Origin of the sequence: Rhizobium oryzihabitans (assembly GCF_010669145.1) — a bacterium.
GTDB lineage: Bacteria > Pseudomonadota > Alphaproteobacteria > Rhizobiales > Rhizobiaceae > Agrobacterium > Agrobacterium oryzihabitans.
This window is the reverse complement of sequence record NZ_CP048632.1, coordinates 2,126,045-2,139,413: the sequence shown is the minus strand read 5'-3', so window position 1 is coordinate 2,139,413 and position 13,369 is coordinate 2,126,045. Positions and strand designations below refer to the sequence as shown.

Below are 13,369 nucleotides of genomic sequence, written 5' to 3'. Positions count from 1 at the left end.
GGGACAGGTAAAAAGGTTATTGAGGGCCGTTGTCATAACCCTCGACGTCATCCTCGGGCTTGTCCCGAGGATCCAACCACGTATCGTTAAATCAATCGGTTGCAGATGCTCGGGACAAGCCCGAGCATGAGGACGGAGAGGTTTTCCGACGTCGCAGGTAACGTGCTATTTCAGCTTAGCCTTCAGGCTTGCATCTGGAAAACACGTCGGTGAAAGCCCGTTCTTGGCCTGCCAGTCGCCGAGTGAGCGACGCGTCTTGAAACCGGCCAGCCCATCTGCCTTGCCGACATCGTAACCCTTGGCCACCAGCGCCTTCTGCATGGTGAGAACATCGGAGCGCAGCATCGATCCGACATTGCCCCATTCACCCTTGAACGGGCCCGCCCCATGGGTGATGCGGTCGGCGAGATTGCCGATGAACAGCGCGTAGAGATCGGAATTATTATATTCCTTGATGACGTAGAAATTCGGCGTCACCACGAATTCCGGCCCGTGACGTCCGGCCGGCACCAGCATCATGCCATCAGCGGATAGGTCATTGGACGGAAAGGCTTTTCCGGAAATGCGGGTAATGCCCATCTTCGCCCAGTCGGCCACCGGCCGGGCAAGGTCGGGGCCCTCCTGCGCGCAGGAAACATTGGCGGGGATCGACACTTCGAAACCCCAGTCGCGATTGCGCTGCCAGCCGCGCTGGGAAAGATAGTTCGCTATGGATGCCAGCGCGTCCGGCACGGAATTCCAGATATCGCGGTGGCCGTCGCCATCGAAATCCACGGCATATTTGAGATAGCTCGACGGCATGAATTGCGGCTGGCCGAGCGCGCCGGCCCAGGAGCCCATCATGCGCGAGGCCGCAATATCGCCGCTCTCGACGATTTTCAGCGCGTCGATCAGCTCGGTGCGGAACATCTCCTTGCGGGTGGACATATAGGCTTTCGTGGCCAGCACATCGACCACCGAATGCGGCAGTTTTGCCCGGCCGAAACCGGATTCGCGGCCCCAGATCGCAACGATGATATTACCGGGCACGCCGTATTTCGCCTCGATCCTGCGCAGCGTCGCCGCATGCGTGGCGGCAAGCGAGCGGCCGGTGCCGGCCAATCCCTGCAGCCGTTTTTCGGAGAAATAGGCTCCCGGGGAGGAGAATTCCGCCTGACTCTGGCTCTGTTCCTTCGGCGGTTTCTGGCCGGGGATAACGAGATCAGGCAGGTTCCAGCTGATGGAAAGACCGCTGAGCGTGGCCTCAAGTGTTTTCTGCGATATGCCGGCCTTGCGGGCTTCCGGCCAGATTTCCTTTTTCAGCCAGACGTTAAATTCGGCGTCGTATCGGGTTGCGGCTGCGCCTGTCGGTGCCGACTGCGCAAAAGCGGTCGTTGCTGAAAAAACGGAAAGAATGGCGGCCAGTGCCTTAAAGCTTTTCCGTCCGGAAATGCGCCAAGACAAGGAATCAAATCGGTTTCGCATTCGGTCTCCTCTTTGGATGACGGGGAGGGAAGGCGTCAGATCGTCGTGCGCGCCCGAAGCGCGGCCGTCAATGTGCCTTCGTCGAGATAGTCCAGTTCGCCGCCCACCGGCACGCCATGTGCAAGCCGGGTGATCTTGACGCCGAAATCGGCCAGACGGTCGGTGATGTAATGGGCGGTCGCCTGTCCTTCCACCGTCGCATTGACCGCGATGATGAGCTCGCGGATTCCGCCGACGCTGACACGGTCGATCAATCCCTTGATGTTCAGATCTTCCGGCCCGACGCCATCAAGCGGCGACAGCGTACCGCCCAGCACGTGATAGGCGGTGTTCATGGCGCCCGCCCGCTCCAGCGCCCACAGATCCGAAACGTCTTCCACCACGATGATGACCGCCTGGTCACGCCGCTCGTCGGTGCAGACGGTACAGGGGTCGATGGTATCCACATTGCCGCAGCAGGAGCAGATCTTCACCTTGTCATAGGCCTCACCCATGGCATGGCCGAGAGGCCCAAGAAGCTGTTCCTTCTTCTTGATGAGATGCAGCGCCGCCCGCCGCGCCGAGCGGGGCCCAAGCCCCGGCACTTTTGCAAGCAGCTGGATCAGTTTTTCGATTTCGGGGCCGGTGACTCGTTTTGCCATGAGCGCTTTCTACTGCATAAATCGGGAAACGGGAATCATGAAGCGCAAAGGGCAGTCCATGAAAATTAGGGCGGTATGCCGGGGCGAGGCGACGACCCTGCCGGGAAAGACGGCAAAGACGGGCATTTTCAAACACGCCGTGCAAGGCCCAGTGATTGTGGATGCTGAAGGCATTGTCAGCGACGCCGTCTGCAATCGCAAACATCACGGCGGGCCGGATCAGGCGATTTACGCCATGGGCTCCGTGGATCTCGATTTCTGGTCCGACACGCTTGGTCTCAGCATCGAGCCCGGTTTTTTCGGGGAAAATCTGGTCCTGGAGGACGTCGACAGCGCAAAGCTGCATGTGGGCGACAGGTTCCTGGCCAAGGAAGTGGTGCTGGAGGTGACGGCCGCCCGAATTCCCTGCGCGACCCTCTCAGCCCGGATCGGCGAGCCCGATTTCGCCCCGCGCTTCCGCAAGGCGGGCCATCCGGGCTTTTACTGCCGGGTCCTGAAAGGCGGAATGCTCATGGCTGGTGAGGACGTTGTGTTTGAACCCTATCAGGGAACGAAACTGCCCATACCGGTTATTCTGCAGCGCTTCCGCCCCATGCAACTCACCGAGGACGAACGCGCTGCCTATCTCGACACGCCGCTTGCAAGCCGCTTCCGCGCCATGCTGGAAGTCTGATTTCGAGAGACTATCAGAACGGTAGCTTCATGCCGGGCGGGATCGGCAGGCCGGCGGTGATTTCCTTGGTTTTTTCTGCAGTTATGGCCTCGGCGCGTTCCTTGGCGTCATTATGGGCGGCAACGATCAGATCTTCGAGGATTTCGACGTCGTCTTCCTTGAAGAGCGACGGATCGATCTTCAGGCCGAGCATGCTGCCCTTGCCGTTCAGCTTCACGGTGACGAGACCGCCGCCGGACTTGCCTTCGACTTCAAGCGCGGCGATATCCGCCTGCAGCTTTTCCATCTTGGCCTGCATTTCCTTGACCTTGCCCATCATGCCCATGATGTCGCGCATGTGCCAGACTCCTGTTTTTGTTATGTATTAAAATTCGATGTCGTCGCCGGGAAGGATGTCGCCTTCGCTCGATTCGGCAACCGAAGGGGCCGGGGCGATCTCGTCCGGCTCGTCCTGCTGGGTGACGCGAATGCGCACGTCAGTGATTTTTGCACCGGGAAACTGCTGAAGAATGGCCGCCACATCCGGATCCTGCCTCGCATCGACGAGGCGTGCGTCCCGCGCGCTGCCCTCGGCTTCAACCAGCGTCGGCTGACCCTGTTCCTTGCTGAGGCTGACGATCCAGTGGATACCGGTCCACTCCTTCAGTTTCACGCCGAGCTCGCCGGGGAGCGATCCGGGTGCGCCATCGCCGAGGCGCATGTCGAGCCGGCCCGGCTCCAGTCGCACCAGCCGCACGAAGTTGCGAACCTTTGCCCGCATGACGGGATCGCGATTTTTCTGGCACAGATCGGCGATATCCTGCACGGAATTAACAGGAACTTTCGGCTCCGGCCGCTCTTCGGTTCTCGGTGCCGCGACCTGCATCTCCTGCGGGCGGCTGTCAGGCACGGCGCGCAGCATGGTCGAAGGCTGCGAGCTCGCCGGCCTCTGGGCGGGAAGCTCCACAGGTCTTCCTGCGGCCACCGTCTGTCCTGACGAATAGGCACGCGCACCGCCGCCATTGCCACCGCCCGAAGGCGCGCCATTCGAATAGCCGCCATCGCCGTTGGAAAGTTCGAGCAGGCGCCGAGCCGCATCTTCCGGTGCCGGAAGATTGGCGGCATGCGAAAGGCGGATCAACACCATTTCGGCCGCACCTGCGGGACGCGAGGCATTTTCCGTTTCCGGAATGCCTTTCAGCAGCATCTGCCAGATACGCGAAAGCGCGGTCACCGCAATCGTCTCGGCAAATTCCGCACCGCGCACGCGTTCTATTTCTGAAAGCGAGGGGTCTTCCGCCGCGTCAGGCACATATTTCATGCGGGTGACGAGGTGGGTGAAATCGGCAAGGTCGTTCAGCACCACGACGGGGTTCGCACCCGCCTCATATTGCCCGTTGAACTCCGAAAGTGCCGCCGCAACATCACCTTTGACGACGTGCTGGAAGAGATCGACGATGCGGGCCCGGTCAGCAAGGCCGAGCATGCCGCGCACGGCTTCGGCTTCCACGCGTCCGCCGCCATGGGCGATGGCCTGATCGAGCAGGGAAAGACCGTCGCGGGCAGAGCCTTCGGCTGCGCGGGCGATCATCGAAAGCGCCTGCGGTTCGGCCTCGAAGCCTTCCTTGCCGGCAATGGCCGTGAAAAGGCCGACAAGATCGGCGGCGCTGATGCGGCGCAGGTCGAAGCGCTGGCACCGCGACAGGACGGTAATCGGAACCTTGCGGATTTCAGTGGTTGCGAAGATGAATTTCACATGCTCCGGCGGCTCTTCCAGCGTCTTCAGAAGACCGTTGAAAGCCTGCGTTGAAAGCATGTGCACTTCGTCGATGATATAAACCTTGTATCGCGCCGAGACCGGGCGGTAACGAACCTGCTCGATGATCTCGCGAATGTCGTCAATACCGGTATGGGAGGCGGCGTCCATCTCGATCACATCGACGTGGCGGCCTTCCATGATCGCCTGGCAATGTTCACCGGGGATGCGCAGGTCGATGGTCGGCTTGTCGATGGTGTCTGTCTTGTAATTCAGCGCACGGGCGAGAATGCGCGCCGTGGTCGTCTTGCCCACGCCGCGAACGCCGGTCAGCATATAGGCCTGCGCGATGCGCCCGGTCTCGAACGCATTGGTCAGCGTGCGAACCATCGGCTCCTGGCCGACCATCAGATCGGAAAAATCCTTCGGGCGATATTTGCGTGCCAGTACCCGGTAGCCGGTCCCGCCCTGGGATTCGCTTGTTGTGGTGGGTACGGTGTCGCTCATCGCCTCGCCAGTTTGTTTTGCCAGTTTTTCTAGGGGCGCTGAACTGGCCCGGCGAAAGCTGAGCACGTCTTTTAAAAAAAGGGTGGGAGGCTGGCACGGCGACCCGTGCCTGGCTCGTTAGGGCTGCTTCCTTCCGGACCTGACCCGGTTGGCGAGTGGCTCGTCCACCACCAACCTCCCGGGGCCACATATCGGCAATATCGACAGCAAATGCAAGCCAAGCATTCAAAAAACTGCTATCACGGTGAAAACAAACATGGAGGACGCCTTGGAGACATTCCGGCTGGACGACAGGCTGGCGCGCGACAGCATACTTGTGACGCGTTTGGGACTATGTGAACTGCGTTTGCAGAATGACAGCCGCTGGCCCTGGCTGGTGCTGGTGCCACAGAGAGACGGTGCCAGCGAATTGTTCGATCTTACCCCTCTCGATCAGGCCGTGCTGACCTTCGAGACCAATCTCGTCGCCACGGCGCTGAAGCAGGTGACCGGGGCGACCAAGATCAATGTCGGCGCGCTCGGCAACATCGTCCGGCAACTGCACGTCCATATTATTGCTCGCAATGAAGGTGACACCTGCTGGCCCGGCCCTGTCTGGGGTCACGGAACGGCGGTGCCCTATTCTGCGGGTGAAAAGGAAACTCTCGTGAAAAAAATATCCGGCGCGCTCTGATGATCTCCATGACTATTTTTGAAACCACTGCCCCCCATCCCGAAGCAAGCCTGCTGACAGCCTTTTCCAAGAACGCCCTGGACCGTTTTGCCGAAAAACGGACGGAAGATTGCGTTGCCGATGCGCTGAAAGTCGACGGCACCCACATCTTCGCTTTTTCCGGAAACCGGCTTGTCCTGAAGCACGACGAACAGGTCATCGATCCCCTGTTTTCCGCCTATGAGCTGGCGGAGTTACAGCCGGATTTCGACAATGCCGTTCTGCTGGGATATCGCGAAACCGGCGAGCCCAGAATTGCGGTGCCGGTTGCCGTTGCCGAGGATCAGCTCGCGAGCCACTACAAGCTTGCCGACGCACGCACGCTTTATCGCGACCATCTTCTCGATGAGGAATTGTTGAGCGAGGTTGCCCAGGCCGTCAGCCTAACGCATTGGAACGGCGACAACCGTTTCTGTGGACGGTGTGGCGGGACAATGGAATTGCGCATCGGCGGCTACAAGCGCATCTGCGCCGCCTGCAATCACACCATTTTTCCCCGCACCGACCCCGTTGTCATCATGATGACGATCGATATCGAGCGCGATCTTTGCCTGCTTGGCCGGGGCGCGCATTTTGCACCGGGCATGTATTCCTGCCTTGCCGGTTTCGTGGAACCGGGTGAAACGATAGAGCAGGCCGTTCGCCGCGAGACGCACGAGGAATCCGGTGTTGACGTCGGCCGCGTGCGTTATCACGCCTCGCAGCCCTGGCCGATGCCGCATACGCTGATGATCGGCTGTTATGCCGAGGCACTGTCCTTCGATATTGCCCGCGATGAGATCGAACTGGAGGATTGCCGCTGGTTCACACGGGCGGAAGTCGCCAAGATGCTGGAGACGGCAACAGGTGAGGGCTTTTCCGCGCCTCCCGGTGGCGCAATCGCGCACCGGCTGATGCGCGATTGGGTGGAATGGACGAAATAATCGCGTTTGGCAGGCTCAGCTCTGGTTGAGCTTGCCGCGCATAGCATGGCCCTTGTAGACGCCGAGAATGCGGACCTTCTCGGAAAAGAAGCGCAACTCGTCCAGCGCATGCCGTACCGGTTCGTCATCCGGGTGGCCTTCAATATCGGCGTAAAACTGCGTCGCCACGAATTTTCCGCCCAGCTGATAGCTTTCCAGCTTCGTCATGTTGATGCCGTTTGTCGCAAAGCCGCCCATGGCCTTGTAGAGCGCGGCCGGAATATTGCGGACGTTGAACACGAAAGTCGTGACGATGATTTCGTCGGGAGAATCGCCGCGGGGCTGGCGCTTGGCCCAGTTTTCATCGCGGGAAAGCACCACGAAGCGGGTGACGTTGTTTTCCGAATCCTCGACATTTTCAGCCAGAATATCGAGACCGTAGAGATCGGCGGCAAGACGCGGCGCGAGTGCCGCCATGCTGCGGTCGCCCTTTTCCGAAACCTGCTTGGCAGCGCCCGCGGTATCGCCGGCAATAACCGGCTTCCAGCCGTTGGAGCGGATGATCTTGCGGCACTGGCCAAGCGCGTGGATGTGGCTGTGGACGGTGCGAATCTCTTCTTTTTTCACGCCCGGCATCACCATCAGCTGGAAGCGGATCGGCATGAAATATTCACCGATGATGTGAAGGCGCGATTCCGGCAGCAGATGGTGAATATCGGCAACACGGCCGGCCAGCGTGTTCTCGATCGGGATCATGCCAAGATCGGCTTCGCCGTTTTCGATGGCGTTGAAGGCGTCCTCGAATGTCGGGCAGGGCAAAGGCTCCATGTCCGGGAACATGTCGCGGCAGGCCATGTCGGAATTCGCGCCGAATTCGCCCTGAAAGGCAATGCGTTTTGTGCTCAAGGTCATGGATATGTCCGTCAAAGGGTTCTGCCTGCGAGAATGGTGCGGGCTTTTTCAAGATCGTGCGGCGTATCGACACCAAGTGGCACGGAGCGGACGATTTCAGCATCGATGCGCATGCCGGCTTCCAGTGCGCGCAGCTGTTCCAGCCGCTCGCGTTTCTCCAGCGGCGATGGCGGAAGGCTGACGAATCTTTCAAGCGCTGCCCGGCGGTATGTGTAAAGCCCGATATGATGATAGAGCGGTCCGTCGCCGTAAGGTGCGGTTGTGCGGGTAAAATAAAGTGCACGCAATCGCGTCTCGGAAAGCGGGCTGCCAACCACTTTTACGACGTTCGGATTGGTTTTTTCGTCTTCGTCGGTGATCTCGACCGTCAGCGTTGCAATGTCGACGGCGGCATTTTCCAGCGGGCGCAGAGAGGCGCGGATCGTTTCCGCCTCGATGGTGGGAAGATCGCCCTGAACGTTGATAACATATTCGGCCTTGCCATAGGGGTCGGCCTTTTGCAGCGCTTCGAAAATGCGGTCCGAACCGGATTGGTGGTCGTCCCGTGTCATCATTACGTCGAAACCGGCATTTTTCACGGCCGAAAAAACCTGTTCGTCATCGACTGCAACGACGATTCGCTCGGCCCCAGCTTCACGCGCCCTCAGCGCAACCTGCACGATCATCGGCTTGCCACCAATGTCCGCGAGCGGCTTGCCCGGCAGCCGCGTGGATGCCATCCGCGCCGGTATGAGGACGACAGCTTTCTCGAAATCCCGATTCTTCATCCGACACCCTTCAAATCCCGCCCGAAAAGTGTCAAAACGTCACGGTGTGGGGAGCATTATTCAAGTTGCGCAGGCTGTGCAAAAGCCATAGCTTTCGAGCAATTTCAAGATGCCCGTTATATCAAGCGGATGCGAGGGAGCGCATATAGATGAATTCTTATGTAAATATGGGCGTTGGGGCTTTGCTTGGCACGGTTTTCGTCCTGATGTCGGTGTCGATTGCGTCTGAGGGCATTTTCCATGCGCCTGCGCCCGAAAAGGAAGGTTACGCCATTGCTGCGGCAGAGAGCGGCGGCGAAGCAGGTGGCGGAGAAGCCGCTGCTGCGGCGACGCCGATCGCACAATTGCTTGCGAACGCCGATGCCGCCAAGGGCGAGACGGTCTTCAAGAAGTGTACGAGCTGTCATACCGGAGAGAGTGGTGGTGCAAACAAGGTCGGCCCCAATCTCTTCGATATCGTCAACCGGCCGATCGCCAGCCATGAAGGTTTCAGCTACTCCGCGGGGATGAAGGATTTCTCCAAGGGCGGTTCCGTGCATTGGGACTACGATCATCTCAGCTTCTTCCTCGAAGCTCCCAAGAAACACGTTCCCGGCACGGCCATGGGCTTTGCGGGTGTGAAGAAGGAAACGGAACGCGCCGATCTCATCGCCTATCTGCGCACGCTGTCGGCAAACCCGGCGCCGCTGCCGGATCCGGCTGCCGCTCCCGCGCCGACGAACTGACGAATTCATGTTTCATGAAAAAAGCCCGGCAGCGATGCCGGGCTTTTTTGCTTCTGGCGTGCATCCGGCGTTTGAAAGGTCAGAAACCCTTGCCGCCGCGCAATTCGGAAATGACCGTCCCGACCATGATCTTGATATCCAGCCAGACCGAAAAATTCTCGACGTAATAAAGATCGGAAACGATCCGTGCGCGCGCCTTGTCACTGCGGTCGGTCGGGCCGCGCAATCCCCGCATCTGGGCAAGACCGGTAATGCCCGGCCGCACCCGGTGCCGCATGTGGTAGTGGGGAACAAGGTCCTCATAAAGACGGCCAGCCGCCAGCATGCCGATGGCATGGCAGCGTGGGCCGACCAAAGACATGTCGCCTTTCAGCACGTTAATGAGCTGCGGCAGCTCATCGATATTCGTACGGCGGAGAACGGCGCCGATACGTGTTATCCGCGGATCGTTCTTCACCGTTTGTGCCACGCCGGTGGCGTCGCCCAGCTCGGTTCTCATCGAGCGAAATTTATAGACGCGGATTTTCCGGCCGTTCATGCCCCAGCGGACCTGCGAGAACAGGACCGGCCCCTTGCTGTCGAATTTCACCAGAACCGCAACGGTCAGCAGGACCGGGGCGAGTGCAACAAGGGCGATGGACGCCCCTGCAATGTCGATTGTTCTTTTGAGTGCGAACTGGCCGCGCTGGAACGCCGAGATATTACTTTCCAAAACGGAAGGTTGCGTTTCCGAAGCTTCAAAAGTGGCTGCCGTGGAATAGGGAGCGCCGTAAAAAACGGCATGCGATGAGCCTTTAGTACCCAGCATAATATAGAGCCCTGAAAAGTTATTCTGAAACAAGAAAATTAATTTATATGAACGATTAATAATTCATTTACCGTAAAAAGTCATCCGAAATGTAACCGTCTTTGCGCAAATGGCAATCTACGGTTAATGCGTCTGCACGCATATGTTGCGAGCCGAGCGCCATCGCCGCCCGTGGCTGCGGATCGGATGTCATCAAGCCTTTGGAAAGGGTGAGTGGCCAGCCGGCGGTGAGATCATCGATACCGCTCGCCGTCCCAGGAAATCGGTCTGCCGGTGACCTGAAAAGTGGTCAGTTCCCCATCAATATATCAAGCAGGGTCGTCTGCTTCGGCCCGGATGTGGTAGGTGCCTGACCGCCGATATCGGCTGGCGGTACGGGTCCGTTTCCGGCCGAGAAGCCGGGTTCCATGTCGCGTGAGGGAATGTTTGTTGGCGGCATGGGCGCACCCGGCTGACCGGCGTTTGGCGAAACGGGTGCCTCGGGATAGGCGCGGCTATTTGTGGAGCCTCCGCCAAGCGCATTGGAAATGATGTCGCCGATAGAGGAGGGTGTATTTTCAGGTGCCGGCTGCTGCATTTCCCCAAGGGATGGTACATTGCCAGCACCAAGTCCGAAGAGGGGCGACGGAGAGAGCCCGGAATGGGCGGCGGTCATGAAATCCTTCCAGGCCTTTGCCGGCAACCCGCCGCCGGTGACCTTTTTCATCGACGTGCCATCGTCATTGCCGAACCAGACGCCCGTGGTCAGGTTGCTTGTATAACCGACAAAAAGTGCGTCGCGGAAAGACTGCGTCGTGCCGGATTTTCCGGCCGCCTGCCAGCCTTGCAGACGTGCGGCCTTTCCGGTTCCCTCGGTGATGACGCGCGACAACATGCCATTCATGGTCGCGGCGATCTCTTCGCTCAGTACGCGCGGCGGATTGTCGTATTTGTTTTCGTAGAGCACCTTGCCGTCTGCGTCGGTGACGCGCTTGACGATATGCGGCGTTGCCTTGTAGCCGCCATTCATAAAGGGGGCGTAGGAGGCCGTCAGCTCCATCAGCGACACTTCCGAAGTGCCGAGCGCGATGGAAGCATTGTTCTGCAGCTCCGATTCGATGCCCATGCGATGCGCCACCTGGGTCACCCGATCGGGGCCGACTTCCATCACCAGCTGCGCGGCAATGGTGTTCAGCGAATTGGCGAGTGCCGTGGCAAGCGTGACTTCGCCACGATATTTCTTCTCGTAGTTTTCCGGTGTCCAGTTTCCGATGCGGACCGGGCCGTCATTGCGAATGGTGTAAGGTGTAAGCCCCGATTCGAGCGCGGCGACGTAAACGAAAGGCTTGAATGCCGAGCCGGGTTGCCGTTTCGCCTTGGCGGCGCGGTTGAACTGGCTTTCGGCATAATCCGCCCCGCCCACAACGGCCCGGATCGCGCCGGTACCATCGATGGAAACGAGAGCCGCCTGCGAGGCGCCCTGCTTCTTGCCATCGCCCTGCAGAACATGGCTCAACGCTTTTTCCGCGTCGCGTTCGAGATTGGGGTCGATGGTCGTGTCGACGACGATGTCCTGCTTGACGTCGCCAATCAGGCCGCGAACTTCCTCCAGCACCATATCGGCGGCATAATGCTCGGCGCCGGACCAGAAACGTTTGGCCTTGGTCGGCGGCTGCGACATGGCGGTCTTGATCTCGTCATCGGTGATGAAGCCGACATCGCGCATGGATTGCAGCACGACCTGCGCCCGCTGTTCCGCTGCCTGCGGGTCACGCGCCGGTGAAAGGCGCGAGGGTGCTTTGAGAAGCCCGGCAAGTGTTGCGGCTTCACCAAGATTAACGTCGCGTGCGGATTTGTTGAAGTAGCGCCGGGAGGCGGCTTCAACACCATAGGCGTTGGATCCGAAATAGACGCGATTGAGATACATCGCGAGAATCTGATCCTTGGTGTATTTATGCTCCAGCCAGAAGGACAAAAGCACTTCCTGAACCTTGCGCTCCAGCGTCCGGTCCGGCGAAAGGAAGATGTTCTTCGCCAGCTGCTGCGTCAGCGTTGAGCCGCCCTGCACGGTTCGCCCCGTCAGCACATTGGTGACGATAGCGCGCCCCAGACCAAGGGGATCGACCCCGAAATGCGAATAAAACCGGCGGTCCTCGATCGCCATCACCGCTTGCGGAATGTAAGGCGACATGTCTTCGAGCGCGAGGGCCTCGCCACCCGTGGTGCCGCGATTGGCGAGCACGCTACCGTTCACCGACACGATCTTCACATTCGGCGGACGTTCAGGAATCGACCAGCTGCTGGCGCTCGGCATGCGCGCGCCATAATAAAAGACCAGACCGGCAATGCCGATCCCACCCCAGATACCAAGCACGATGCACCAGTAAACCAGGGAACGGATCATGCCCGTCGGGCCACGGCCGGAACTGCGGCTGCGCTTTTCCCTTTTTTGTGGTTTGGCACGGCCGCTCGCGGCCTTTGATTTCTTGGCGGGCTGCTTTGCTGTTCCGCTGATGCGCTCGCTGGCATCGAGGCGCAGGTCATCGCCGGACTCGTGGAAATCCCCGAAGGAAGGTTCTACCCGTTCGCGTGATTTGCCCTTGCCTGCCATCCAGCCGAAATCGCTCCTTATTCGCGAAACCGCGCGCATCCCACCATGGATTTGAGGCTTCTATGCCTGCGCGATCCTTAATCCAGGATGAAGAGTTTAAATGCGGCAATTTAAGGCGGGGTTAAGTCCTGGATGGATCAAATCGGCGTCATTGGCAGACGTCGACCCATTCCGCTCCCGTCAGTTGCGCCATCATAACAGGCGAAATCCGCACCGCCGCATTGGTGGCGCCCGCTGCCGGAACTACCTCGTCATAGTTTTTAAGAGATATGTCGCAAAATACCGGAAGCGGCGCGGGCAGTCCGAAGGGGCAAACGCCGCCGATGGGATGGCTGGTCACGACAACCACCTCTTCCGGTCCCAGCATGCGCGGCTTGGCCCCGAAATGATCGCGGAATTTGCGGTTATCAAGCCGTTTCGTGCCGGCGGCGACAACGAGAAGAATGGTGTCACCCGCTTTCAGGCAGATCGTCTTGGCGATCTGGTCGGGATCGACACCATGTGCTTCCGCAGCCAATGCAACCGTCGCCGAACTCGCTTCGGTTTCGATCACGGCCACTTCGGGCGAATTCTCGGTGAAAAAGGCTCTGACGGATTCTATGGTCATGCGTATTTATTAGGCGGTAAGCGGAGAGGCTTCAAGATGCCACCAGATAGCTATGCATTTTGTGCAATGCTGCGCTGCGATGAAGCGTCTGTTTTTTAAGCTGGTATCCTGTATGTTCAAAACATCGAAGCGACGCACTCCTCCTCCCAGCGTCGCCCGATTGGACTGACAATACTCCTCCTCCCAATTGTCAGTCAGTTTCAAGAACCCGGCGCACCTCCTCCCGCGCCGGGTTTTTGCTGTTTAAGGCCTTGTTTCCTGCAGCTTTTGTTTCCCGGCGGTTCACAAAGATCGCCCGTCTTTTTCAAAGAAACTTGACTTTTCGC

13 protein-coding genes and 1 other RNA gene are annotated in these 13,369 nt (G+C 59.2%); 4 read left to right on the top strand and 10 right to left on the bottom strand.

The window, feature by feature from the left end; all coding sequences use genetic code 11:
- Positions 1–165: 165 nt before the first annotated feature.
- Together G3A56_RS11175 and recR are read right to left on the bottom strand one after the other, a co-directional pair.
- A complete protein-coding gene (locus G3A56_RS11175) occupies positions 166–1,464 on the bottom strand; it encodes a lytic murein transglycosylase (protein ID WP_082183383.1) in 1,299 nt (432 codons plus the stop codon).
- Between the two features lie 35 nt (positions 1,465–1,499).
- A complete protein-coding gene (recR, locus tag G3A56_RS11170) occupies positions 1,500–2,105 on the bottom strand; it encodes a recombination mediator RecR (RefSeq protein ID WP_003492968.1) in 606 nt (201 codons plus the stop codon).
- A gap of 37 nt (positions 2,106–2,142) precedes the next feature.
- Here recR and G3A56_RS11165 point away from each other — a divergent pair, with 37 nt between their 5' ends.
- The gene (locus tag G3A56_RS11165; RefSeq protein WP_164056377.1) at positions 2,143–2,778 is read left to right on the top strand and encodes an MOSC domain-containing protein; all 636 of its coding nucleotides are present in this window, start codon (positions 2,143–2,145) and stop codon (positions 2,776–2,778) included.
- Between the two features lie 13 nt (positions 2,779–2,791).
- Here G3A56_RS11165 and G3A56_RS11160 read toward each other — a convergent pair whose 3' ends face one another.
- The 3 genes from G3A56_RS11160 to ffs form a co-directional block, all read right to left on the bottom strand.
- Complete coding sequence (locus G3A56_RS11160; RefSeq protein ID WP_003492973.1) at positions 2,792–3,115, bottom strand: YbaB/EbfC family nucleoid-associated protein; 324 nt, start codon at positions 3,113–3,115, stop codon at positions 2,792–2,794.
- 27 nt (positions 3,116–3,142) lie between these two features.
- A complete protein-coding gene (locus tag G3A56_RS11155) occupies positions 3,143–5,020 on the bottom strand; it encodes a DNA polymerase III subunit gamma/tau (protein ID WP_082183388.1) in 1,878 nt (625 codons plus the stop codon).
- Positions 5,021–5,102: 82 nt separating this feature from the next.
- An RNA gene (gene ffs, locus G3A56_RS11150) (signal recognition particle sRNA small type) lies at positions 5,103–5,199 on the bottom strand.
- 77 nt (positions 5,200–5,276) lie between these two features.
- Here ffs and G3A56_RS11145 point away from each other — a divergent pair.
- Both G3A56_RS11145 and nudC read left to right on the top strand, forming a co-directional pair.
- Positions 5,277–5,693 carry an HIT domain-containing protein gene (locus G3A56_RS11145; protein WP_164056376.1) on the top strand — a complete coding sequence of 139 codons (417 nt, stop codon included), beginning with the start codon at positions 5,277–5,279 and terminating at the stop codon, positions 5,691–5,693.
- Positions 5,693–6,655, top strand: a complete 963-nt coding sequence (gene nudC, locus G3A56_RS11140; protein WP_082183390.1) for an NAD(+) diphosphatase — start codon at positions 5,693–5,695, stop codon at positions 6,653–6,655. Before G3A56_RS11145 ends, nudC begins: the two co-directional genes overlap by 1 nt.
- A gap of 15 nt (positions 6,656–6,670) precedes the next feature.
- On the opposite strand, the gene G3A56_RS11135 is transcribed toward nudC, so the two are convergent.
- Complete coding sequence (locus tag G3A56_RS11135) at positions 6,671–7,546, bottom strand: prephenate dehydratase (protein ID WP_003492981.1); 876 nt, start codon at positions 7,544–7,546, stop codon at positions 6,671–6,673.
- An 11-nt stretch (positions 7,547–7,557) separates the two neighbouring features.
- Positions 7,558–8,313 carry a 3-deoxy-manno-octulosonate cytidylyltransferase gene (locus G3A56_RS11130; protein ID WP_082183393.1) on the bottom strand — a complete coding sequence of 252 codons (756 nt, stop codon included), beginning with the start codon at positions 8,311–8,313 and terminating at the stop codon, positions 7,558–7,560.
- Positions 8,314–8,462: 149 nt separating this feature from the next.
- On the opposite strand from G3A56_RS11130, the gene G3A56_RS11125 reads away from it, so the two are divergent.
- Positions 8,463–9,038 (top strand): c-type cytochrome, encoded by a 576-nt coding sequence (locus tag G3A56_RS11125; RefSeq protein WP_082183396.1) that lies wholly within the window; start codon positions 8,463–8,465, stop codon positions 9,036–9,038.
- Positions 9,039–9,117: 79 nt separating this feature from the next.
- Here the strand turns inward: G3A56_RS11125 and G3A56_RS11120 are convergent, their stop codons facing one another.
- The 3 genes from G3A56_RS11120 to G3A56_RS11110 all read right to left on the bottom strand — a co-directional run bounded on the left by G3A56_RS11120 (position 9,118) and on the right by G3A56_RS11110 (position 13,043).
- Complete coding sequence (locus G3A56_RS11120) at positions 9,118–9,846, bottom strand: sugar transferase (RefSeq protein WP_003492987.1); 729 nt, start codon at positions 9,844–9,846, stop codon at positions 9,118–9,120.
- Positions 9,847–10,135: 289 nt separating this feature from the next.
- Positions 10,136–12,436, bottom strand: a complete 2,301-nt coding sequence (locus tag G3A56_RS11115) for a transglycosylase domain-containing protein (protein WP_082184555.1) — start codon at positions 12,434–12,436, stop codon at positions 10,136–10,138.
- A 148-nt stretch (positions 12,437–12,584) separates the two neighbouring features.
- Positions 12,585–13,043, bottom strand: coding sequence for a YbaK/EbsC family protein (locus G3A56_RS11110; RefSeq protein ID WP_082183398.1), 459 nt, complete (start codon positions 13,041–13,043; stop codon positions 12,585–12,587).
- Between the last annotated feature and the right edge of the window lie 326 nt (positions 13,044–13,369).